This window comes from Cellvibrio polysaccharolyticus (assembly GCF_015182315.1).
Lineage (GTDB): Bacteria > Pseudomonadota > Gammaproteobacteria > Pseudomonadales > Cellvibrionaceae > Cellvibrio > Cellvibrio polysaccharolyticus.
This window is the reverse complement of record NZ_PRDL01000001.1, coordinates 4,033,326-4,057,274: the sequence shown is the minus strand read 5'-3', so window position 1 is coordinate 4,057,274 and position 23,949 is coordinate 4,033,326. Positions and strand designations below refer to the sequence as shown.

Below are 23,949 nucleotides of genomic sequence, written 5' to 3'. Positions count from 1 at the left end.
GCGATTACTCCTGCGGGGCAGCAGTGTTGCTACGTTTGAAGCGACTGTTAAAGCGTGCAATACGGCCTTCTGCTTTCTGTTGTTGACGAGCACCGGTATATACCGGGTGTGAAGCACTGGAAATATCCAACGTAATCAGCGGATAAGTATTGCCATCTTCCCACTCGATTGTCTGATTGGACGTACAGGTAGAGCGGGTCAAAAAGGTGAATCCGCAACTCACATCGCGGAAAACCACCGGGTGATAATTGGGGTGAATAGACTTTTGCATAAAAACTCCTCAATAGATACGTTATAATATAACAATAATTGAACGCTTTTTTTCACGTAAAGTAAAGCCCTCTTATGGAAATCGCGGGCAAGGGGTGGCCTGCTTTACGTTTCAATCACGGGTTATGGCAGATAGAATGCCCGCTTTCCGATAGTTAAATTCGAGTGCGATAAAGCACCAACGATGTGAGAGGGTAAGTGATGCGATACGTTTCTGTTCTTTTGGCGCTGCTGTTGGCTGCGTGCGACCCCACACCCGGCACGCTGGTTTTGACCGGCACGGTGGCTCAGCAACAGCTCTGGCGCTATGCCGAAGTGACGGTAGTTGATAGCAAAGGCAACCAGCGTATCGTTGAAACTGACCACGAAGGTGTGTATCGCTTTGTGACCAACGGCTTGACGCCGCCGCTACTAATTTCTGCCATTGCCGAGGGCGAAAACCGCAATTGCACCAGCCACGAAAGTTTGCGGGCGCTGTGCATGGCATCGCTGGTGCTGAAGCTCAAAGGTGGTGAGGCCAATATCGTTAACGTCAATCCCTGGACTGACCGGATGGTGTCTGACGTTGCCGTAAGCCAGGGTTTTGCCGGGCCGCAGCAATGGGTCAATACCGGCGTTGCTTCGGTTGAGGACCGCGATGCAGTGGCCACCGCCTTGCAGCATTTCCGTGACGGTTTTGCCGATGCGCTGCGCGAAGCGGGCGTGGCCGAGCCGCTGGCGTTTGACCCGGTCAGTTGGCCGATTGAGCGCCACAGTGTGATTTCGCCGCTGCTGTCGCTGATCAACCACAACCGTAATTACCATAATGATTCCGGCGAAGCCGGTCATACAGTGCTGACCGACAGTGAGTTTCGCCCCATTGTTGGCCTGTACGGTGAAGGTGCTTACGAACCGCTGAATTACGCACGCGCCAGCGCAGCAAAAGACGCGATTGCCAATGCCGATGTGCGGGTATTTATTGTGGGTGATTCCACCGCTGCCAACTATGAAGTGCTGCGTCAGCCGCGTTCCGGTTGGGGGCAGGAGTTTCAGCATGAGTTCAAGGCCGATGCCAATATCAAAGTAGTGAATGGCGGTCGCGCTGGCCGCAGCTCGCGTGACTATTACAACGGCGGCTGGTTTCGTCAGCTGGAATCGCTGATTCGCGAAGGTGATCTGGTCATATTGCACCACGGCCACAACGATCAAAACTGTAACGCTGCCCGCGCTGTACGTGGCACGCCGGACGTTGGCAATCTTTGCACTTACCCGAATGACGAACAGGGCCAGCCGCAATTTCCGCAAGGCAAGCCTGAGTTGTCGTTTCAAAACTCACTGCAGCGTTACATCACCTTCGCTCGGGATAAAGGCGCTGACGTGTTGATAATGACCCCGACCACCCGTGTTATGACTGCCGAACGTCAGCAGGGCACGCCGGTTGCTCACAACCATTTCACCCGCCAGAACGCCGAGCAGGGTTATGACTTTGTCGGGGATTACGCGGCCACTATCCGCCAGTTGGCGGAGCAGGAGAATCTGCCGTTTATCGATATCGAGCAGCAAACCATCGACTTTGCCAACGGCTTGCCGGCGGATGGCTGGAAGCAATACTGGCTGGTGATTGATCCTGCAGTGAACAGCTTCTACGCCAATGACGCACCGGGCAGCAGCACCAACCCGGACACCACTCACTTTCAGGAAGCTGGCGCCAACGTGGTGGCGGGTCTGGTTGCCAACGGAATCCGTCAGCAACCTGCTCTGCAAAAGGTAGCGGCGTATCTGATCGAAAAATAAACCGCGAGGAGGCTGCAAATCCTTTTTCCGCCGGCACAATAGGCGTGTGTCGTCAGGGCAACTTTTCCAAAACCGTCGAACCTTGAACGCCCGCCATGGATGGCGCCAGTCAGCGCGATGCAGGAGCATTGCCGTTGGCTCGTTGGCTCGTTGGCTCGTTGGCTCGCCGGAGAGGCAGCAAAACAGGTTTTGCGCGCGCGGAACGATGATCTTCTATAAGGATTGGCCGGCTCCGCCGGGGATATTGAGGCGTTTTTGGAAAAGTTGCCCTGACGACCAACGGACAACATGAGCACTCCGACGGTAACGCGTGAACTTACTCATGTTGATGAATGTAAAGCTGCAAGCCTGCACTCGCTGAATCTGCTCTAATAGCCACCTTTCCAATCCCTTTCCTTCGGCCGGTGTTTTTTCGATACTGGTTTTGTTTGTTGCAGGTTACTCCCCGTGTCACACACTTCTGTTGCGCAATTACCTGAAAGCCGTCGGGCCTTCTGGTGGCTGGTTATGTCACTGGCTCTACCGGTGGCTTTGCAAATGCTGTTGCAGTCGGTCATCGGCATGACCGACGTTATTATGATTGGCGATCTGGGCGCGACCTCGGTGGCGGCGGTGGGCCTCGCGTCGAAAATTCACTTTCTGCTGATTGTGCTGATGAGCGGCTTCGCCACCGGCTGCAGTGTGTTGATTGCCCAATATTCCGGCGCCGGTGACGACGCCGGTTGCCGGCGCATTTTATCGGTCACGCTGATTATCGGCATGGTGGTCATTACCCCGTTTGTGCTGGCCTTTGCACTGGGCGCCAACAGCTGGGTGAACTGGATCAATCCCGACCCCGAAGTCGTTCGTCTTACCGCGCTCTATTTGGTCATTACCGCGCCGGTGTTGTGGTTAACGCAATTGATCGTGATTTACGAAGCCTCGTTGCGAGCACTTGGCAACACCACCATGCCGTTGATGGGCGGCATGATTGCCGCGGTTGCTAACGTCGCGCTCAACTATGCGTTGATTTACGGCAACTGGGGGTTTCCGGCGATGGGCGTAGCCGGTGCGGCCTGGGCAACGGTCATTGCTCGCGGCCTGCAACTGGCCTTTATCGTCGGCTGGATTTACTGGCGGCGCCACGGTTTTGCGCTGGACTGGCAAGGGCTGCTGGCGGGGTTCGATAAAGTGTACATGGGGCGCTACATCGCCTTTGTCTTGCCGCTGGTTGCCAACTACACCATCTGGGCGGTGGGCAATTCGGTATATCACGTGGTCACCGGATTTGCCGGTACCGATGCGCTGGCGGTGATGGGGGTGCTGGTGCCGATCGAGAGCGCTTTTTTTGCACTGTTTATCGGCTTTGCCAATGCCTCGGCGATTTTAATTGGTCGCTCGCTGGGTGCTGACCGCCAGGACGATGCGATGCGCTTGTACCGGTTTTTTAACCAGCTCACATTCACACTGGTAATTCTGCTGAGTCTGGTGCTGTGGTTTGCCCGTCCGTGGGTATTAGCTATATTTGATCAACTGGATGCGCAAGCAACGGCATTGCTCTACGACACCCTGGCTGTTTTTTGTGCGCTGGTCTGGCTGAAAGTTTTTAACATGATGCGCATCATCGGTGTGCTGCGGGCGGGCGGTGATAACCGTTTTTGTTTGATCACCGACACTGTGGTGATGTGGCTGGTCGGCCTGCCTATTTATGCGGTTGCCGTGTTCTTCGGGCATATCAGCTTTATCTGGATTTACGCCTTGATGTATCTGGAGGATGCGCTCAAATTATGGCCGGTAATGCACCGCATCCGTCATCGCAAATGGATGCGGAACCTGACACACTCTCATTAATCTTCGACAACTGGCGGAAACATTACCGGTGTTGCCGACCGGGTTTTCAGCCATCTGACAACGAATCGGTATTTGCAGTTTTTTGCAGCCCGTTAAACAAGGAACAAGGCATGCGCGATAGAGCCTGGTGGCGCTACAGTTTGTGGTTAATAGTGGTATGTCTGTGGTCGGTAAACGCCAGCGCGGATTTTTCGCAAGCCATGCGCAGTTACGAAAGCAAGCGTTACCACGAAGCGCGTGAACATTTTTTGCAGCTGGCGGCGTTGGGCCATAAAGAATCCCAATTCAATATTGGTGCTATGTACCTGCGGGGCGAAGGCGTGGACCGCGACCCGGTAGAAGCCTTTGCCTGGATTGCCTTGTCGGCCAGTGAAGCCGGTTCTTCCCGCGCCGCGTTGCGCGATAGTCTTTTTACCCGCTTGAACAAAGATCAAAAGCCGCTCGGCGAGGCGCGCGCCAACGAACTTTTTGCTCACTACAGCGATGAAGTGCTGGAGCACCGCCTGCAACCTGTTTATCTCAGTGAAGCGGACAGCCGCTTTCAACTAAAGGCCAATCGTACGCCCTCGCCGGTGTATCCCCGTGCGGCGCGCCGCCTGGGGTTGCAGGGTTCGGTGGATATTATTTTTGACGTGGATACCCGCGGTTACACCCGCCGCCACGCTATTCTTACCAGCAGTAACTCTCTCTTCAATGACGCGGCGCTCGCCGCTATCAAAGCCCGCCGTTATCAGCCCTATCAATTGCACGGTGGGCCAATCGCGGTGATTGGCGTGCGCGAACGGGTGCATTTTCGCTTGAACCAGGCATTGGAAGAATCCTATTCCGGCGGTACCGCGCTGCAAAAACAGGTGGCCGATTTGCACCATGAAGCGATCGGTGAAGACCCGGCGGATATGTTCAATTACGCTTTTATCGGCGAGATGCTGGGTGAATCACTGGTTGCCTGGGATGAGATCAACCGCTGGTATTTTGCCGCTGCGCGTACCGGCCTGGTTCATGCGCAATACCAGTTGGGGCGCAATTTGTTGTACGGCAAAGGCTGCGAAGCAGACGGCAATAAAGCCCTGGCCTGGCTGACGCTGGCCGCCGAGCGCGGTTACGCCCCGGCGCAGTTGTTGTTGGCCAATGAAGCCCTGGATGGTCGCCTGCCGCAAATTGAAGGGGTACAGGCGCTCAGCTGGCTGGATACGGCGGCCCGTTCCGGTTATGCCGATGCGGTGTTGCGCCAGGCCTGGTGGTTTGCCACGGTGGGTGATGAGACGCTCGGCGGCCGGGCGCTGCAACTGGCGGAGAGTGTGGGCGCGGCCTATCTGGATGGTCATTATCGGTTAACGGTACTGGCGGCCAGCCAGGCGGCTGCCGGTAATTTTGATGAGGCGGTGAAGAACCAGCGCGAGGCGATTCGTTTGGGGCGTCGCGATGGTTATCGTTATTCGGTGGATAACCGCCGCTTGAGTGCTTACAACAGTAAGAAGCCGTGGCGTGAACAAAGTGCTTCCGCTGCATCGGATACCGGGGACACTACTGTGGAATCATCGGAATCATCGGAATCATCGGAATCATCGGAATCATCGGAATCATCGGAATCATCGGAATCATCGGAATCATCGGAATCATCGGAATCATCGGAATCATCGGAATCATCGGAATCATCGGAATCATCCACCGAATAGGAGCTGGATATGCTCACCTGGTTTTTGTTCGCGATAGCAGTGGCTGTGGTCGCCTGGCTTGTTCTGGCGCCCATCGTCCGCTCCCGGCGGCGTGATCGATTAACCCACAGCGAATTTCCCGAGGCATGGCATCAGCTGCTTTTCAATCGCTGGCGGTTGTATTGTCATTTGCCGCTGTCGGTGCGCGTCCGCATCCAACGGCAACTGCAAGTCATGTTGCCGGAAACCGATTTCTACGGATGCGATGGTGTGGTGGTAACCGAAGAGATGAAGGTACTCATTCTCGCGCAGGCGGCTTTGCTGTATGGCAATGTTCTTGAGGAAGGCGGGCGGGATTTTCCGGTGGTGTTGATTTATCCCGGGGCGTTTGTGCGGCACGGCCAGGCGGTGGATGCGCTGGGGCTGGTCAGTGAAGAGCGCCACGAATTGCTTGGCGAGTCCTGGGAGCAGGGCAAGGTGATTCTGTCATGGGATGATGTGGAGCGAGGCGCGGATCGGCTCGATGGCCACAACCTGGTGATTCATGAATACGCCCATCAGATTGACGGCTACGACGGCTCTATGAACGGTTCGCCACCCTTGGGCGGTCGGCAAATTTTTGCTGCCTGGCCAGCCATTATGCAAACCGCCTACGATGATTTGTGCAACCGGGTAGAGGAGCGCGGCGACGCGAGCATTGACCCCTATGCGACGACCAATCCGGGAGAGTTTTTCGCGGTTATCAGCGAGACTTTCTTCACCCGCCCGGAAGCGTTGCAGCAAGACTACCCCGAGGTTTACCAGCAACTTGCTGCGTTTTATCAGGAAGACCCGCTCAGCTGGATCGCTGACTGCCGTATGGAGTAGGGCGCTGGTTTAATCAGCGTCGTCGTCATCCGGATGCCGGTACAGATGAATCAGTGCCAGCACAAACCCGCCCCATAAAAACGCAATGGAAAATAGCATCAATAGCAGTGCTTCTTTATTCATGGCGTTCCCCTTGTGCGACAGGCTTCACCGGCAGTGAATGTTGCGGGAGTTTGCATAACCACAGCGCAGCGATCAGACAACAGAGCAAGCTGCCCCAACCCACAATCAGTACCAGCGGCTGGCTGTAGTTGCCGTACCCGTGATGGATCAGCGCCTTGATGCTCAGCGCCATGCTGGTGAGCAACACACCGGGGGTTACGACCGTGAGCATAAACACCCAGCCTTTGCCGAGTCGTACGCTGGACACACTGTTGTTGTGATCAATCAGCGGGGGCAGCAGAGAGCGTTTGAACCAGGAAACGGCGATGATCGACAGCAAGCCGCCGCCGACAATACCGATATTGTTAATAAAGTGGTCGATAACATCCACCAGGCTGATCGCGCTACGGGTGGAAAATATCAGTGTGGAAAGCACCGCCGTAGTGCCGCCCACCAGAGTAACGGCTTTGTGTCGGCTGCAACCGATTTTGTCTTGCATGGCGGCAATGGGCACTTGCATAACGCTTACCAGCGAGGTGATGCCGGCAATGCTGAGCGAGGTAAAAAATAAAAATCCGAACAAGTCACCGCCCGCGCCCAGGCTGCTGATTAATTTGGGGAAGGCAATAAAAGCCAGCCCTATGCCACCGGTCACCACGTCATTCACGGTTGACCCTTGCGATAACGCCATAAAGCCCAGCGCCGCAAATACGCCGATACCGGCCAGTATTTCAAAGGAGGAATTGGCGAACGCGACCACCAGCCCGGAGCCGGTGAGATTGCTTTTGGGTTTCAGGTAAGAGGCGTAGGTGACCATGATGCCAAAGCCGACCGACAGCGAAAAAAAGATATGACCGTAAGCAGCCAGCCACACTTTGTAGTCCAGCATGGCAGGCCAGTTGGGGGTGAAAAACGCGTTGAGGCCATCGACGGCGCCAGGCAACCGCAGCGCCTGTATCACCAGAATACTGAAGAGTAAAAACAGCAGCGGAATAAAAATTTTATTGGCCCATTCCACGCCTTTGCGTACGCCCAGATACAAAATAAACAGCGTAATGGTCCAGACGATAGCCAGCGGGTAAAACAACTGCGGTACAAAACTGAAGCTCAGTGCGCTGCCGCTATCTTGCAGGTATTGCTCAAAGAAAAATTGCTCCGGCGCGCCCTGCCATTGCTGGCCAAAGGAAAACACAATGTAGCTGCCGGCCCAGGACAGTACGCTGGCGTAGTAAAGCCCGATAAAAATACACACCGCCACTTGCCACCAGCCGATGGCTTCGGCGTACCGGTGCAGGCGCCGGTAGGCGAGAGGGGCGGCGCCTTTGTATTTGTGGCCAACGTTATAGTCGAGGAATAGCAGCGGCAAACCGGCGGTAACCAGTGCGACCAGGTAGGGAATTAAAAAAGCGCCGCCGCCGTTTTCGTAAGCTACGTAGGGAAAGCGCCAGATATTGCCAAGACCGATGGCCGACCCGACCGCGGCAAAAATAAAACCCGAGCGCGCCGACCAGCTTTCTCTCGCTATTGTCATGCCATCTTCCCAAGTGATTTATTGTTTAATAAGTCACCATGGTAGTTCATTCCGCGGGGCGAGGTAAAAGGGGGATAGACACCAGGCCTTATTCGGCAACCAGTTGCAGTTGGCGAAAGTGTCCCTCACCGTTAGAGAGCCATTCGGTGAGCAGCGGCAGGGCGGTTTCCATTTCCTTCCAAAGCGTCCAGGGCGGGTTGATGACGATCATGCCGCTGGCGGTCATGCCGTGTTCTTCACTATCTGGCGCAATGCCTGATTCGAACAGTTGAATGTTTTTTATACCGCTGCGCACCAGCGCGCGTTCCATTTCATCAATGCGCTGACGGGTGACTACCGGGTACCAGAGTGCGAAAGTGCCGGTAGGAAAGCGGCGCCAGGCTTTAATCAGTTGCTGTACTACATCCTGATAGTCTTTTTTGATCTCGTAAGACGGGTCGATCAATACCAGCGCGCGGCGATCCGGTGGTGGCAAGAGCGCCTGCAGGCCTTTCATGCCATCTTCATCCAGCACTTTTATGCGCTTGTCGTTACCCAGTGCCTCTTTTAACAAGCGGTGGTCGGTGCTGTGCAGCTCGTGAAAATACAACCGGTCTTGCGGGCGGGAAAGCGTCTGGGCGAGCAATGGCGACCCGGGGTAAAAGCTCAGCGCCTGCTGTTTGTTAAAGCCCCGGATAACATCCCGATAGCGTTCCAGCAACGGCGGCAAATCCGTGCGCAGCCAAAGCTGGCGCAGGCCGTTGTCAATTTCGCGATTTTTGATCGGTTGCCGGGAGTCCAGCGAATACCCACCGGCACCCGCATGGGTGTCGACGATGCGCAGGCTTTTGTCTTTTTGCGCCATGTAATCCAGCGTATGAACAAGCACACTGTGTTTGAGCACATCGGCAAAATTGCCGGCGTGGAAGGCGTGGCGATAGCTGAGCATAGCGGCGGGTGTCCGGAAGCAGAAGTGAGGTTGCTGGGCAAAGGCCGGTATTGTATCTGAAAACCCGGCAGGGCGTGGCGACCCGGTCTATGCTGGAGTGCGTGCCGCAAAGAGCGGCAGGATTTTCAGGGTAATGGCGTGTAAAAAGTGATGACCGGCTTACAAAAAATAACATCCACCGGCGCTGCAGGCTTTGAGTCCGTGGCTCAAACCGGTAAAGTTAGGCGGGGCGTTAACGTCCCTGCTATGCGATCCGCGCACTATACTTGCAAAACAAATCCCGCGGTTGGGTTATAGGAATTGGTCTTGCTGAACGTTATCCCCGTTTTCGGTGCGCGTCTTTTACAGTGCATCCTTGGTGTCTCGCTGTTCGGTGCGCTGGCAGTGCAAGCGGCACCTACCCCTCGTATCACCATTGAAGGTGGCAATAAAACCTTGCAGGACAATGTCCGTCACTTTCTGCCTTTTGCCGATGAAAGTTGCCAGGTACAGCCGTGGCGTTTGCGCTCGTTGATGCGCGATGCACAAACGCAAATTCACAAAGCCGGTGAAGCCCTCGGCTATTACCAACTGCAATTCGATACCGAAATTTCCCGCGATGACGAATGCTGGGGCGTTACCCTGCGGTTAACGCCCGGTGAGCCGGTGCGGGTTCGCGAGCTGCGCATTGTGATTACCGGCGAAGCGTCGGAAGACCGCGCCTTTCAGGCAATTCATAACGATCCCGGTATGAAAGTGGGCGACCGGTTGAACCATGGCCGCTATGAAACGCTGAAGTCCCGTTTCGGTAACCTGGCTATTGCGCGGGGTTATTTTGATGGCAAATTTGATCTGGCGCGTATCTCTATCAACCGGGCTACCAATGCCGCCCGGGTTGAACTGGTGTACGACTCCGGTTCCCGCTACCGTTTTGGTAATGTCGAGATTCAGCAGGATATTCTCGATGATGATTTTGTGCGTCGTTACGTCAACCTTCAGGAAGGCGAGCCCTACGACACCGAACAGCTGCTGGAACTGAAAAATCTCTACAGCTCCAGTAATTATTTTGCCGCGGTGATGACCTCGCCGGATTTGAATGCGCTGGGCGATAAAACCGTGCCGGTGAAAGTGCAGCTGGAAGCGCGTAAACGCTACAGCTATTCGGCGGGTGCCGGTGTGGCTACCGATACCGGGCCGCGTCTGCTGCTGGGTTATGAAGATCGCTATTTCAATCGCCGTGGTCACAACATAACGGCCAATCTGCATCTGGCAACGGTTCAGTCCAGTTTCGAAGCCGCTTATACAATCCCCATGCATCGCCCGGCTTATGAATACGTGCGGCTGCGTGCCGGTTATCACCGCGAAGACACCAGCTCCATTCTGAGTGACCTTTACCGGGTGGGTGCCAGCTATACGGTGTTTCACGATAACGAATGGCTGCAAACCTGGGGCCTCGACTATGCGATGGAAGAATCCCAGGTGGGCAGTCAGCCTATGAATCGCACGCATTTATTGATTCCGTCCTTGCAGTTTTCCCGCACCAGAACCGATGGCCGCGCCTATCCGCTCAGGGGTTGGCGGTTGGCAACCGGGGTGCTGGGTTCGCCGGAAAGTCTGGGTTCGGATGTCAGCTTTTTGCAGTGGTTTGGCCGGGGTAAATACATTCGTTCGGCACTGGGCGGCCGCATTATCCTGCGTGCGGATCTCGGCGTTACGGAAGTGAATAACTTTCCGGACTTGCCCGCATCGTTGCGCTTCTTTGCTGGCGGTGACGCCAGTGTGCGCGGTTACAGCTATAAATCAATCGGTGAGCGTGACGAGGTCATTCCCAAGCCAGGCGAGGAGCCGCCTGCCGCGCCACCGGGAGAGGAGGGCGAGCCGGGCAAGCCGCCGGAAAAGAAATACGAAGTGATCGGGGGGCGGAATTTGCTGGTCACCAGCATCGAATACGATTACCTGATTCGCCCACAATGGGCGATAGCGGCCTTTTATGACCAGGGCGATGCGTCAAACGACTTCAAATTCAATTTCCGACGCAGTGTCGGCCTGGGTGTGCGCTGGATTTCCCCGATTGGCCCGGTACGTTTCGACATCGCCTGTGCGCTGGATGATGTGCGTTGCGGTTCAAGTGGCCTGGATGGCTGGGGCTTCCATTTCAGCATAGGGCCTGACTTATGATCCTGCGAAGCCTCTGGGTTTTACTGCGCTGGGCCATTTTAATTGGCGCGCTGACGGTGGTAACGCTGGTTGCCACTGTGTCGATGGTAGTGAGTACCGAACCGGGCACCCGCTGGGTAATCAGCCAGGCGCAACGGTTTGTGCCGCTGGACGTGGGCGAGGTGCGCGGCAATTTGCTCACCGGTCTGGATATCGACTATTTCGACTACCAGCAACAGGCAGATGGTGTCGTTCAGCAGCATTACCGTGGCGAAAAAGTATCTTTCCGCTGGCAGCCACTGGCACTTTTTTATAACGCGGCGTCGGTGCAGTCATTTACCGCGCAGCAGGTTTATGTGCAAATTCCGCCTGCGGATGAAACTGCCGAACCGGTACCTATGGCGTGGCCGGTGCTGGCCTTGCCGGTAAGAATCGAGCTGGGCGAAGTCGAGGTTAACAATATTCACGTTGCCCAAACCCGCATCGGCGAAGAACCGGCAACCCTGGTTGAATTGCAGCGGGTCAGTGGGTCGGTCAGCCTGGGTACGTTTAATCTGCGGCTGACTGATGTGGTGGTCGTGACTGAAGACTACACCGTCATTGCCGATGGTCGCGCCGCCTTGCGCTATCCCTACGATGCGGATTTGAACGTGCAGTGGCAATTCCAGTTGGCATCTGCCACCGAGCCGCCGGAGTTAATGCTGCTCAGCGGCAAGGCGAAAATTGGCGGTGATATTGAGCTGCTGTCGCTGGAGCATCAGCTGACCTCGCCATTGCAAATCACTTCTGTCGGTCATGTTATTCCCAATCTCAGCCAGCCACCGGCAGCCGTTACGGCGCTGGAGGATCCGGAAATCCAGCTGACCAATGAAATTCCCGAACAGGCGCTGCTGGCGCAATGGTTTCCGGCGGATACACCAATCCCGGTTGTGGGAGGGCGCATTGATGTAAAAGGCTGGATCGCCGATTTTCAGGCCGATGTCGATGCCCTGGTCACTTATGGTGAATATCCGCAGTTGAGGGTACAGGCCAATACCCGTGGCAACACAGAACATATCAACATCGCCAACCTGCAAGTGAACACCAGGGTGCCGGCTTCCGATCAGGATATGGCGCTGACCTTGCAAGGCCGGGTAGATTGGCTGCCGGCTATTGTCTGGGATCTTGCCCTGAGTGGCACCGGGCTGGACCCTGCTATTTACACCCCGGACTGGCCGGGTGATATGACGCTGGCTCTGAAAACCCGTGGGCAGCTTCAGGATGGACAAATACAGGCCTTGCTGGAAGAGCTGGATCTTGGGGGGCAGTTACGCGGGCGTGAAGTCAGCGCCAGCGGTGCCGCATCCTGGGCCGACAACCAATTGCAAACCGATGGCCTGCTGTTGTCGATGGGCGCCAACCACATTCGCATCGACGGGCTGGTGGGCGACGAGGCCGATATCCGCTGGCAGCTGGAAGCACCTTTATTGTCGCAAATCGACAGCGCCCTGACCGGTGCCATCAGCAGCCGGGGCGATGTAAAAGGTACCTTGGAAAATCCGCAAATCGAACTGGAAATCCGCGCCAATAACCTCAAGTGGCAGGACTATGAGCTGGCCGGCCTGGACGTGCAAGCGAGCTCGCCACGCCGCGATCAATACGATATTCAGCTGCAGGCCAACAACATTCACGCCGCCGGCACTTTGGTGCAGAACGTCAGCCTGGCCGCTACCGGCTCGATGGAAGCGCACAAAATCGCGCTTGATGTGATCAGCGAGCAATACGGCGATATTGGCCTTGGCCTGGACAGCGGCTACCAGCAGGAACAATGGCAAGGCAAATGGACCCGTTTCGATGTGCGTTACCCGCAGTTGCCGCGCTGGTGGCTATTGCGCAGCGGCACTTCCACCGCTACGCGGGAAAAAGCCGAGCTGGCCGAATTATGCCTGACCACCCGCACCGGATTCCGCCCACCGCAAACCGAACAGCCCACCGGCGCAGACGGCAATATTACGGTGGTGGACAACACCGAAACCCGGTCGGAAGATGTGAGCGTCGAGCCGCCGGAGTTGTGTGTGGATGGCCGCTGGTCAGTGGCCAATGGTGCCGATATCAACGCTATTCTCAGTGCCATTCCGCTGCGTCAGTTGCGCGGTTTTCTCAAGCCGGGTGTCGATATCGCCGGTGTGATTGACGGCCAGCTGAAAGGTCGGCTGGATGCGCAGGGCAAAATTGAAGGCGAGGCCAGCTTGCAAACCCGCGATGGCGAATTGCAGCTGCAGTTTGATGAAGAGGCGGAAGAAAGCTATCGCTGGCAACATGCCGGTGTCACCGCTTCTTTCAAAAACAACCGCCTGAACGCCAAAGCCGATATCGACTGGGCGCCCTTCGGTAATCTGGACGCTGACCTTAACCTCAATCTCGACAACCAGCAGCTGGGCGGTCAACTTGTTGGCACCTTTGCTGATCTTTCTCCTTTTGCCGCCTTTATTCCCACCGTTGATGATTTGCGCGGTCGGTTGGTGACGGACCTGAGCTTCGGCGGCACCTTGCAACAACCGCAGCTCAGCGGGCAGTTAACCCTGGTTGAGGGCGGCGCCACCATGACCGAGCTGGGGCTGGATATTCAGGCGGTGGGCTTTACGCTCGATAGCCACAGCGACGGGCGCATTACCTTCCGTGGCAACGCGCAGTCGGGCGAAGGCAATATGCAGCTGAGTGGTGAATTCGATGGGCTGGGCAAAACCGACTGGCAGCTGACCAGTGCGCTGCGTGGTGAAAACTTCCAGGTGATTGATCAATCGCAAATCAAGGCGCGGGTCAGCCCTGACATCCAGCTGAGTGCTACGCCTCACGAAGCGCGTCTCACCGGGCGGGCGCTGATTCCCTATGCCCGTATCGACATCAAAACCCTGCCACCCTCGGCCACCAATGTGTCCAGCGATGTGGTATTTGAAGATGAAGATGAAGTCACCGACCTGCCGATACCCATGGCCTTCTTCATGAATTTGGTAATTGAAGTGGGTGAGGACGTGACCTTTAACGGCTTCGGCCTTACCAGCGGATTATCCGGTCGGATGGAGCTGGTCAAAACCCCGGACCGGCAGTTGCTGACCAGCGGGTTTGTCGCCGTCACTGATGGTAAATACAAAGCCTACGGCCAGGAACTGACCATCAGCCGCGGGCGTCTGGTATTCCAGGGGCCTGCCGATAATCCGGCGCTGGAAATTCGCGCCCAGCGGGTATTGAAGGGCACCAATGATCATATTGTTGGCCTGGAAATCGGTGGTTCACTGCAAAAACCGACCAGCAGCGTTTACTCTGACCCGCCGGTAGAAAGCGATGGTGAGGCGATGGCGCTGTTGCTCACCGGCAAGCCTTTGTCCGAAGCTTCCGCTGGTGATGCCTACGCCATTGTGGCCGCCATGAGCGGTATTGGTATGGATGGCGGTGGTTCCTTTACCGGGCAAATTGCGCAAACCCTGCAACTGGACGAACTCTCTATCAACGCCGATGACGGGTTGGAGCACAGTGCTTTATGGATGGGTAAATACCTCACCCCGCGCTTGTTTGTGCGTTATGTGGTGGGGTTATTTGACCAGAGCTCGCGCATCGGTATGCGCTACCAGATGTCTGACCGGTTGCGCCTCGAGGCGGAGTCCGGCGAAGCACAAAGCGTGGATCTGATCTATAAGATCGAGCGCTGATCAGCGGCTCGCCGGCCAGTGATGGCTGCCCGGCGCGCCAGTAAACGCCTGTGGCAAGCGGGCTGTCAGAACTCGGCAGCATCGCCTTTCTTGCAGTGCGGGTGCAGCAGTGGCAAGCTGCGTCCAGTAGTGAACAACTCCATCTCAGGGTTGCCTGGAGGCTGGTCATTACCACCGACTTTCCGGCTTATAACGTGTGCCTGGCCTGCGGCGGCTTTTGCCGTATTGCAGCTGACTAACTTTGAACAAGGTATGGAGTTTATCAATGAACAATCATTCTCAAATCGCCGGTGTTGCGGCACTGCTGGTGATGACCTCCGGCGCGTTTGCCGCCTGCCCGGATTATCTGCAAGGCGAATACCGCAAGCTGCATTCCAGTGACAACGTCAATTTATGCCAGCTGGTAGAAAACAAGCCGGTACTGGTGGTCAACACCGCCAGCCACTGCGGTTTCACCAAGCAATTCAAAGGGCTGGAAGCGGTGCACCAGCAGTACAAGGATCAAGGTCTGGTGGTGATCGGTTTTGCCAGCAACGACTTTGACCAGGAAGCCAAAGACGAAGCCGAGGCTGCCGACATCTGCTTCACCAACTTCGGCGTCAGCTTCACCATGATTGCGCCGACCCATGTAAAAGGTGACGATGCCAACGCACTCTTCGCAGAATTGGCTGACAAGGCCGACGCCCCCAAGTGGAACTTCAACAAATACCTGCTGGATCGCGAGGGCAAGCTGGTAGAACATTTCGGCAGCTCCACCGCGCCAGACTCCAAAAAACTGACCGGTGCCATCGAAAAAGTGCTTTGATCGTTTAGCCTTATTACAAGGCGTTGCCGTTGAACCTGTTGTTCGGTATCAATGGCAACGCCTTGTTGTCAGTTGGCATTGTGATAGAGTCGTTGCCGGGTTTTTCCAGTGAGGAAAACCACAGGCTGATAGAGGTAATATTAATGGCAGGACCAACGATCAGACAGTTGACGGTCGTGAAAACCGAACGTATTACGCCCAACATGCAACGTGTAACCCTGGGCGGTGATGATCTGGCCGATTTCCCCGAAGGCCAGGAAAGTGGCTATATCAAGTTGTTATTCCCGCGGGAGCCCGCCGACCAGCCCGCAGAACCCGACGCCAAAGCCTTGCGGCCCATCATGCGCACTTACACCATTCGCGCCTTCAACCTCGCCGCCAGAGAACTGGTGGTTGATCTGGTGCTGCATGGCGAGGGCGAAGATGCCGGGCCCGCTTCCGGCTGGGCCAGACACACACAACCGGGTGACACACTCAGCATTGCCGGGCCCGGCCCGACCAAGCTGGTGAACAATGAAGCCGACTGGTTTTTAATCGCGGGCGATATGACCGCGCTGCCCGCTATCAGCTGTAACCTGGAGCAATTGCCCGCTACGGCACGCGGTTATGCCGTCATCGAAATTATTGATGAGGCCGACAAGCAGGCATTGACGGTTCCGGCCGGAATAGATATTCGCTGGGTTATCAATCCTCACCCTGACCAGCCATCCACCGTGCTGGCCGATGCGGTGCGTGCGGTGCCCTGGCAAGAAGGTCGTGTATCGGCCTGGGTCGCGTGTGAGTTTTCCACCATGCGTAATTTGCGCGAATATCTCAAGCGTGACCGTGAAGTAGGACGCGGTGATTTTTACATCAGCAGCTATTGGAAAATTGGTCGCTCTGAAGACCAGCACAAAGCCGATAAGCGTGAAGACGCCGATGCACAACCCGCCGGTTGAGCATCAGAGAAATAACAACGGGCCTCGCGGCCCGTTTTTTATTTCGTCATCGGGTCGGTAATTCCGCCGAGGGTTTTTTCAACAGACTTAACCGGTGCAGCGGGGGAATGCGGGCTGCAAAGCGAAACAGCGGTGCCATGATGCGCATCATCACTTCGCTGCAGCGATGCGCGTAGGGTGTGTAACATCCCCAGGCAATTGCTATCAACACTAAAAATAAACCGCCCACAAAATCATCTGAACCCCAATGTGCACCAGCTACCAGGCGAGGCAACATGCCCACGGTGGCAAACAGCCAGATCATCACCAGCGGCCAGCCGCGTGCAAAAAAACTCAGAAACAAAGCCCACAACAACATTACCGAGGCGTGGTCACCCGGAAAGCTGGTCGAAGAGGAATCTTTCGGTTGCCAGTATTGCCAGTCGGGAAATAATTCAGAAAGGCGTACCGCATCTTCAAATATCAGGGACGGGCTGGCGCGCTGCCAATCCAGTAATTTGAGAATTTCACTGAACAGGGTGCGCATTATTAGCAGAAGAAAAAGTACGCTGATAAACATAAACAGCGCGCGTTGTACCTGGCGGGTAGGAAAAATAAAATTGCCACGCATCAAAAATGCCAGCATCACCACACCCACCAGTATATCCATGGGGCGCAAACTGCCGATCGCCCAGATCCAGGCCCACCAACCATGATTGGCCAGCGGCTGATTGAGCAATAAAAACAATTGGTCGTCTGCCAAATCCCAAAGTGTGCGGGTAGGGCTCCACAGCCAGCTGCATAACACCAGCACGGCGAGAAGCTGGCATACAATAAAAGGTTTCCACTGCCATCCTGCAGTAATAGGTTTAGTGCTAACAGGTTTTTGATGACCAAAATTTTTCACAATAACTCCCCTACGGCTTAAAAAATCGGGAGCTATTATAGGTTAATGGCCTCTGTTTTCCGAATGAACGGCGCCGCAAAAGCGTGGTGCTAAAAATGTCGGAAGCCCCGAATTTTTCAAACGTAACTTTACATTTTTTTAAAACGCAAAGTTGTATTGCGGAGCATCACCCGGTATTGCCTGACTTTGCATCACCTGAATAGCACTAAAATTTCACCCACTTTATTTACACCCTTGTAAATAATTACAGCCATTATTAATGGTTGGTGAGGCTGCTGATCAAATCACGCCGGGTCAAACGAGCGCAGTTTTTAATGCCCATGTCTGCAGCTTCGCGATAGAGATCATCCCAGCCCCAATTTTCGTAGCTCATATTATCTATGGATAAATGCGATGGTTTGCGAGAAACATTCAGCGCCTGGCGTTTCAGGGTGTGATTGGAAAAATTTTCTTTCAATCGACCATTGCTTTGCTTCAGTGAATCAACATCAACTCTGTTCATAAAAAAATCTCCTGTGAACAATAAAATGGAGTACTACAACTGCTTGTTGCCACCGGTGATACCGTAAATTTCACCGGATATATAACTGGCATCTTCAGACGCCAGAAAAACGTAAAGTGGAGCCAGTTCGGCAGGCTGCGCAGGTCGGCCGAACAAGGTGTTCTCACCAAAAGTCGCGACTTTTTCAGCGGGCATGGTGGATGGAATCAGCGGTGTCCACACCGGGCCCGGAGCCACCGCATTCACCCGCACGCCGTAGTCGATGGCTTCCTGTGCCAGGGCAATGGTGAAATTGGCGATAGCCGCTTTGGTCGCCGCATAAGGCAGCAGGAAGCGTTTGGGGGCGAACGCCTGAATGGACGTGGTATTAATAATGGAGCCACCCGGTGGAATATGAGGCAGTGCCGCACGGGAAAAATAAAAGAAGGCTTCAATATTGGTTTTGAAGGTCAATGAAATCTCTTCGTCAGTAATATCCTGCAAGGTTTCATAAGTTTTTTGAAAAGCGGCGTTATTAATCAATACATCGATGCGACCCAGTTCATCAATGCAACGGGCGACACTTTCATCGCAGGCCTGGCGTGAGGTCTGATCCATTTGCACCGAAACCGCTTTGCGTCCGGTACTTTCAATTAATTCCTTGGTGATTTGAGCATCGTCTGTTTCATCCAGCCAGGTAAATAAAATATCGGCACCTTCGCGAGCGCAGGCAAGGGCAATGGCGCGACCAATACCGCTGTCACCGCCAGTGATGAGCACTACCTGATCTTGCAGGCGTTGATTGCCACGATAGGATTTTTCGCCATGATCAGCAGCAGGATGCATATCTTTTTCATCGCCAGGAATGGATTGTGGTTGATCGGAAAAATCCGGGCGCGGGTGTTTGAAACGCGGATCCTGAAGGCGAGGTTGTACCGCTGCTGACATATCAAATCTCCTTTGCAAATCAGTGGACATTGTTGTTACCCGCCTTTTTTGAAAAAATCCTGCATAGGTGTTTTGCATGGATGAGAGCGACTGCCAACAATCGTTACGTTTAAGTAACCATTGATGCTGGGAGCTTGAATTGCAAAGAAAATTTTCCTGGAGATAGTGAATTTGCGACGCAGTTTTTCCATGCTGCGATAAAGTTGTCAAATTGTGAACTGCAGCTGCCCGCTGTGTTTAAAGAGAGGCCACGCCTGTTTTGTTGACAAGGACGCACTATCTTTAAGGTGATGGCTTAATTGAATGGGAGAATATGATGGTTGATGAAACTTTTGATGACGATTTTTTACAGGATCTGTCAGCACGGCTTGATGGGGTTATTCAATGGGCAGCAGAAAACGCACCGGTGCGGCGGTCAACCTTGTCTGTAGATGAGTTTGCTGAGGTACGGGAGCAGTTTCTTCGTATCGCCAGCCATTTGGAAAATCCGCTGGAGGCTGAACCCGAGCCGGAGGATGGCGGCGCGCAATACGTTAATGTGAGCCCGGCGCCCTGGCCATAACGTGGGTTTTTTTCTGAATTAAAAAGGGCGCCCTGTTGCGGGGCGCCCTTTTTAATTGGCTTTTTCGGTTAGCTGTCGACGATTAATTTTCGTTGGACGGCTTGCCAATCGTGGCGAGAATACCGCCATCCACATACACGATTTGACCGGTCACAAAATCACTGGCTTTGGATGCCAGGAAAACGGTGGCGCCTTGCAGGTCGTCCGGATCACCCCATTTACCAGCCGGGGTACGGTTGATAATGAAATCGTTAAACGGGTGGCCATCAACACGGATTGGCTCGGTTTGGGCGGTGGCAAAATAGCCTGGGCCGATACCGTTAACCTGAACATTGTATTTCGCCCATTCGGTCGCCATGTTGCGGGTCAGCATTTTCAAACCGCCTTTGGCCGCCGCGTAAGCGCCTACCGAGTTACGGCCCAATTCGCTCATCATGGAACAGATATTGATGATCTTGCCGGCACGGCGTTCAACCATGCGACGGGCAACCGGGCGGGTCATGGTGAACACACCGGTGAGGTCGGTTTTGATCACTTCTTCAAACTCGCTCAGCGGCATTTCCAGCAGCGGAATACGTTTGATGATGCCGGCGTTGTTGACCAGAATATCTACCGGGCCATGATCGGCTTCGATTTGCGCAACAGCAGCTTCTACCTGGTCTTCGTCGGTTACGTTAAATTTGTAACCGAAAGCCTTGAAGCCTTTTGCACGATAAGCCGCAACCGCGTTATCAATTTTTTCCTGGGAGGAGTTACCGTTGATAATCAGGGTTGCGCCCGCACCGGCAAGGCCGGAAGCCATCGCCATACCCAGGCCATGAGTGGCACCGGTCACCAGCGCAACTTTGCCGGTCAGATCAAAAAGAGAAGTTGTCATGGTCAGTAATCCTTATAGCAATTCGCTGGGCTTGTAAAAGTCCATGTCGGAGTAATCGAGGTTTTCACCCGCCATACCCCAGATAAAGGTGTAGTTGGCGGTGCCAGCACCGGAGTGTACCGACCAGGGCGGAGAAACAACAGCCTGCTCGTTGGTTACCCAGAGGTGACGGCTTTCCTGGGCCGGGCCCATAAAGTGGCAAACGGCCTGGTCTTGCGGTACTTCAAAGTAGAAGTAGGCTTCCATACGGCGGCTGTGGGTGTGCATCGGCATGGTGTTCCAGATGCTGCCGGATTTCAGCTCGGTCATCCCCATTTGCAACTGGCAGGTTTCCAGCACGGAGTGAATCAGCAGCTGATAAATAGAGCGCTCGTTACAGGTTTCGGACGAGCCGAGTTGCAACACGTTGGCATCGGCTTTGCCGACTTTGCGGGTCGGGAAGGTGTGATGCGCCGGGGTGGAGTTTAAATAAAACTTGGCCGGGCTTTCAGCGTTGTCGCTGCTGAAAATAACTTCTTTGGCACCACGGCCTACGTAAATGGCTTCTTTGTGGGCAACAGCATATTCTTCGCCGTCAACACGTACCTTGCCATTGCCGCCAACGTTGATGGCACCCAGTTCACGGCGATCCAGAAAATGTTCGGATTTCAGCTGGTCGTAAGTGTCCAGTTTGATCGGTTGCACGGTTGGCTGAACGCCGCCAACCATCAAACGGTCGTAATGGGTGTAAGAGAAGGTGATGTCACCCGGTACAAAAACTTTTTCGATTAGAAAATGCTTGCGCAGCTTTTCAGTATCGTAGTGTTTGAAATCATCAGCATGGACGGCAAAACGTTCGTCAGTAATGGTTCTCATAAGGCACCTGCAGTGTTACCTGATATTGCATAAAAGAAAACGGTACCCGGGGAGCTCCCGGGTACCGCAGAGTATTTCAGTGAGCAGAATCATATCCTGCCCGCACAACGATCACGGATGATTTTTTAGCAGTTTGTGAACTTCAATACCTGCGAGGATGAAAGGGCCATTGCCTTTCGGGTCATTTTCAAAAATGCGCTCGCTCATATAGTAATCGTAACTGCCGTCACGGCCAAATCCGAGGCCGGCAACCAGGCACTGGTTGGTCATGCTGATCAAGCCATCCTGATGCACAGTAACGAATTCATTGATCAGACCTTCGTACGCTTTAACCGCAGTTTCCTTGTAGGAATCTGGCAGGTAACCCTTGTTGATGGCCTTGGCATAGAAGTAGGTAAACATGGCCGAAGCGCTGGACTCACGGTAGTTACCAATACGCTCCGGTTGATCCATGATCTGGAACCAAGTACCGGTAGTGTCCTGGAAGGTTTTCAGGTCATTACCCAGTTCGGTAATCATATCCAGCAGCGGTTGACGCAGTTCGGTATTGTCTTCCGGAATGTAATCGAGAACATCCACCAGCGCCATGGCCAACCAGCCCAAACCGCGACCCCAGAAGAAAGATGACAAACCGGTTTCGTCATCCGCCCAGTTCATTTGGCGGGATTCATCCCACGCGTGGTAGTAAAGGCCGGTTTTGCTATCGCGCAGTCTTTCATGAACCAGTTTGAATTCTTTTACCGCTTCGTCCAAATGCTTGCCTTCTTCAAACAGCGAGGAGTATTCAGCAAGGAACGGCATGCCCATGTAAACGCCATCCAGCCATACCTGATGCGGATAAGACTGCTTGTGCCAGAAGGCGCCTTCGCTGGTGCGCGGGTGCTGCTGCAATTGTTTGTTCAGCAGGTCTGCTGCTTTGCGGTATTTTTCTTCACCGGTGTGCTGATACAAACGCAGTACCGCGCGGCCAGGTTTGATGGCATCGATGTTGTAATTTTCGATCTTGTAACCGCGAATGCCGCCGTCGTCTTTAATGAAGCTGCCAGTTACTTTATGAATAACTTGCTGGTATTTATCGTCCGGAATCACTTTGGCCAACTCATCAAACGCCAATGGCTGCAAGCCGATAATGTCGTATTCAAAGTTGGGCACACGGCGACGGTTAAGGTCCCAGCCGTCAGCATGGTAATCCAGTGCTTTACGCTCCAGTTCGGAATCAGCCAGACGCTGGCTCCACTTCAGGGCGCTTTCAGCGGTGATCGGGAATTGTTTTTGCTCATCATCCAAAGCCGTGTCAAGACGAACACGTGGAGTGAAGGTCAGACGTTTGATTTCTGAATCCAGATAAGCAACAAACTCTTCTTCGGTTTTAATACCGTTGTGTTCGCCGTCCCATGCCGCCAGGAAGTAATATTCAATTTCCTTGCCGGCAGTGCTCATGACTGACACATGGCTGTAATCATCTTCGGTTTGTTCTCTGCGATACTGCTTGCGGAAAATAACTGCCAAACCGAGGTTGCTATCCGGGCCGCTCAGGCTTTGTTTGCCCCAGCTGGCCACATAGGTCCACGCATAGCCGCTGATTTCTTCCGGGCCGTGGAAAATTTTGGTGTCCGGTTGTTTAACAAAACCGATCGCCAGGTTGGGTAAATCTTCCGACAGGGTGATGCGGGTGTGCACCAGGCGGCTGCCAGCGTTCATTGCCAGGTGTGCTTTTACGTCGAGGGTCTGATCATTCACTTTCCAGTCGGCGTAGTCAATGGTCAAGGCGGAATACAAATCGCCATTGTTAACGATAGTTGCCGTGCGCTCGCGTACATCGGAAACCAGTTCGGTATTTTTACCATTCCAGAAACCGAAGCTGCCAATACCTAATGATTTGGCTGCTTTAAGAATATCGAGACCCCAGTCGGCATCTTCGTGGTAGGACTTGTAGCCGTCCTGTCCCACGTTTTGCAGCACCATGTCCGGAATTTTTTTACCGAAAATATCAAAGCCGTTGCGCCAGTCCATATAAAAACGGTAGGCCACTTTATCGGACTCGATGCCCGGGCCTTCGTAGCGAATATATTCGGAATGGTCGGTGTACTGCGGCGGGGTAGTCAGCGTTTGCACATTTTCAAAAGTGCCGCCAATGTATTTCTTGTCCTGCCATTCGCCACCCACTTTTTGGGAAACTTCAGCCTGGGTTTGTTTGATTACATTGGGGCGGGTTGCATTGGCGTCAACTTCCAGCGTCAGCTGATGGGTTTCACCGGCGGCGAATTCGGTCGAAATTAAAATGCCATCGGGCGCGCCGTCGGCATCTTTATCAATCAGCTGCGAAGGCAACACACGACCGCCAGTTTTCGCCAGCAAATCGTCGGTGGCCAGTTTGCCCGGGTCAACACCAAGATCGTAAAAGGAGAAATACAGCGGCTCTTGCGTGCGTTCAAAATCAGACGGGTTGGAAACCTGAATGTTGGCAACAACCTGGATGGATGCAGCAGTGGATGACGCCGGTTGTTCGGTAACGGCGGCGGGTGCGGAGTTTGTTTTTCCGGAGTCACAACCGGCAAGGAGCGCCAGCAGGATGCCGCCGGACAAACTACCGGTAACGGAGGCAAATTGTTTCAGTTTCAATGGAATCACCTTTGTTATGAGATGTTATTGAACAGGAATGTTATTACTCAAACCTCTTTTACAAGCCGGGAAATGTGCAGAGACATCCCTGGTAAATTCATGGCTACATGATATTTCGAAAATAGCGAAAACCTGTTGTTATCGTCGCCATTGTGGAAATAGCACATCGCTTGATAATCATAACCCCGTTTGTGCAA

General features: G+C 54.2%; 20 protein-coding genes. 10 read left to right on the top strand and 10 right to left on the bottom strand.

All coding sequences use genetic code 11. The features are described from left to right. Nucleotides 1-4: 4 nt before the first annotated feature. On the bottom strand, nt 5-271 hold the full coding sequence (locus C4F51_RS17115; RefSeq protein WP_193911895.1) for a type B 50S ribosomal protein L31: 267 nt from the start codon (nt 269-271) through the stop codon (nt 5-7). A 200-nt stretch (nt 272-471) separates the two neighbouring features. On the opposite strand from C4F51_RS17115, the gene C4F51_RS17110 reads away from it, so the two are divergent. The 4 genes from C4F51_RS17110 to C4F51_RS17095 all read left to right on the top strand — a co-directional run bounded on the left by C4F51_RS17110 (nt 472) and on the right by C4F51_RS17095 (nt 6,395). Continuing rightward, nucleotides 472-2,043, top strand: a complete 1,572-nt coding sequence (locus C4F51_RS17110; protein ID WP_193911893.1) for a GDSL-type esterase/lipase family protein — start codon at nt 472-474, stop codon at nt 2,041-2,043. Between the two features lie 447 nt (nt 2,044-2,490). After that, entirely contained in the window at nt 2,491-3,873 is a 1,383-nt protein-coding gene (locus tag C4F51_RS17105; protein WP_328701412.1) for an MATE family efflux transporter, read from the top strand. A gap of 110 nt (nt 3,874-3,983) precedes the next feature. After that, nucleotides 3,984-5,549: a TonB family protein gene (locus C4F51_RS17100; protein WP_193911891.1), complete on the top strand. Its 1,566-nt coding sequence runs from the start codon at nt 3,984-3,986 to the stop codon at nt 5,547-5,549. A gap of 9 nt (nt 5,550-5,558) precedes the next feature. Continuing rightward, nucleotides 5,559-6,395 carry a M90 family metallopeptidase gene (locus C4F51_RS17095; RefSeq protein ID WP_193911889.1) on the top strand — a complete coding sequence of 279 codons (837 nt, stop codon included), beginning with the start codon at nt 5,559-5,561 and terminating at the stop codon, nt 6,393-6,395. 9 nt (nt 6,396-6,404) lie between these two features. On the opposite strand, the gene C4F51_RS17090 is transcribed toward C4F51_RS17095, so the two are convergent. The 3 genes from C4F51_RS17090 to C4F51_RS17080 all read right to left on the bottom strand — a co-directional run bounded on the left by C4F51_RS17090 (nt 6,405) and on the right by C4F51_RS17080 (nt 8,956). Then, nucleotides 6,405-6,518 carry a methionine/alanine import family NSS transporter small subunit gene (locus tag C4F51_RS17090; RefSeq protein WP_193911886.1) on the bottom strand — a complete coding sequence of 38 codons (114 nt, stop codon included), beginning with the start codon at nt 6,516-6,518 and terminating at the stop codon, nt 6,405-6,407. Beyond that, nucleotides 6,511-8,028: a sodium-dependent transporter gene (locus tag C4F51_RS17085; RefSeq protein WP_193911884.1), complete on the bottom strand. Its 1,518-nt coding sequence runs from the start codon at nt 8,026-8,028 to the stop codon at nt 6,511-6,513. The genes C4F51_RS17090 and C4F51_RS17085 overlap by 8 nt, the downstream gene beginning before the upstream one ends. A gap of 88 nt (nt 8,029-8,116) precedes the next feature. Further along, nucleotides 8,117-8,956, bottom strand: coding sequence for a 23S rRNA (adenine(2030)-N(6))-methyltransferase RlmJ (locus C4F51_RS17080; RefSeq protein ID WP_193911882.1), 840 nt, complete (start codon nt 8,954-8,956; stop codon nt 8,117-8,119). A 306-nt stretch (nt 8,957-9,262) separates the two neighbouring features. Here C4F51_RS17080 and C4F51_RS17075 point away from each other — a divergent pair, with 306 nt between their 5' ends. From C4F51_RS17075 to C4F51_RS17055, 5 genes are read left to right on the top strand one after another with little or no spacing between them, the layout of a single operon-like run. Continuing rightward, on the top strand, nt 9,263-11,113 hold the full coding sequence (locus C4F51_RS17075; RefSeq protein WP_235992358.1) for an autotransporter assembly complex protein TamA: 1,851 nt from the start codon (nt 9,263-9,265) through the stop codon (nt 11,111-11,113). Further along, a complete protein-coding gene (locus C4F51_RS17070; protein WP_193911879.1) occupies nt 11,110-14,778 on the top strand; it encodes a translocation/assembly module TamB domain-containing protein in 3,669 nt (1,222 codons plus the stop codon). Before C4F51_RS17075 ends, C4F51_RS17070 begins: the two co-directional genes overlap by 4 nt. 50 nt (nt 14,779-14,828) lie before the next feature. Next, nucleotides 14,829-15,017: a hypothetical protein gene (locus C4F51_RS17065; RefSeq protein ID WP_193911877.1), complete on the top strand. Its 189-nt coding sequence runs from the start codon at nt 14,829-14,831 to the stop codon at nt 15,015-15,017. A gap of 26 nt (nt 15,018-15,043) precedes the next feature. Beyond that, nucleotides 15,044-15,583, top strand: coding sequence for a glutathione peroxidase (locus tag C4F51_RS17060; RefSeq protein WP_193911874.1), 540 nt, complete (start codon nt 15,044-15,046; stop codon nt 15,581-15,583). A gap of 29 nt (nt 15,584-15,612) precedes the next feature. Further along, the gene (locus C4F51_RS17055) at nt 15,613-16,521 is read left to right on the top strand and encodes a siderophore-interacting protein (RefSeq protein WP_235992357.1); all 909 of its coding nucleotides are present in this window, start codon (nt 15,613-15,615) and stop codon (nt 16,519-16,521) included. Nucleotides 16,522-16,567: 46 nt separating this feature from the next. Here the strand turns inward: C4F51_RS17055 and C4F51_RS18375 are convergent, their stop codons facing one another. The 3 genes from C4F51_RS18375 to C4F51_RS17040 all read right to left on the bottom strand — a co-directional run bounded on the left by C4F51_RS18375 (nt 16,568) and on the right by C4F51_RS17040 (nt 18,836). Beyond that, nucleotides 16,568-17,407: a phosphatase PAP2 family protein gene (locus tag C4F51_RS18375; protein ID WP_202987716.1), complete on the bottom strand. Its 840-nt coding sequence runs from the start codon at nt 17,405-17,407 to the stop codon at nt 16,568-16,570. A 256-nt stretch (nt 17,408-17,663) separates the two neighbouring features. Continuing rightward, a complete protein-coding gene (locus tag C4F51_RS17045) occupies nt 17,664-17,909 on the bottom strand; it encodes a hypothetical protein (RefSeq protein ID WP_193911872.1) in 246 nt (81 codons plus the stop codon). Between the two features lie 33 nt (nt 17,910-17,942). Then, nucleotides 17,943-18,836, bottom strand: a complete 894-nt coding sequence (locus C4F51_RS17040) for an SDR family oxidoreductase (protein ID WP_193911870.1) — start codon at nt 18,834-18,836, stop codon at nt 17,943-17,945. A gap of 313 nt (nt 18,837-19,149) precedes the next feature. Here C4F51_RS17040 and C4F51_RS17035 point away from each other — a divergent pair, with 313 nt between their 5' ends. After that, entirely contained in the window at nt 19,150-19,398 is a 249-nt protein-coding gene (locus C4F51_RS17035; RefSeq protein WP_193911868.1) for a hypothetical protein, read from the top strand. Between the two features lie 82 nt (nt 19,399-19,480). Here the strand turns inward: C4F51_RS17035 and C4F51_RS17030 are convergent, their stop codons facing one another. The 3 genes from C4F51_RS17030 to C4F51_RS17020 form a co-directional block, all read right to left on the bottom strand. Beyond that, on the bottom strand, nt 19,481-20,275 hold the full coding sequence (locus tag C4F51_RS17030) for a gluconate 5-dehydrogenase (RefSeq protein WP_193911866.1): 795 nt from the start codon (nt 20,273-20,275) through the stop codon (nt 19,481-19,483). Between the two features lie 12 nt (nt 20,276-20,287). Further along, on the bottom strand, nt 20,288-21,130 hold the full coding sequence (gene kduI / locus C4F51_RS17025; RefSeq protein WP_193911864.1) for a 5-dehydro-4-deoxy-D-glucuronate isomerase: 843 nt from the start codon (nt 21,128-21,130) through the stop codon (nt 20,288-20,290). Nucleotides 21,131-21,241: 111 nt separating this feature from the next. Continuing rightward, the gene (locus C4F51_RS17020) at nt 21,242-23,761 is read right to left on the bottom strand and encodes a DUF4861 family protein (protein ID WP_407926926.1); all 2,520 of its coding nucleotides are present in this window, start codon (nt 23,759-23,761) and stop codon (nt 21,242-21,244) included. Nucleotides 23,762-23,949: the final 188 nt, after the last annotated feature.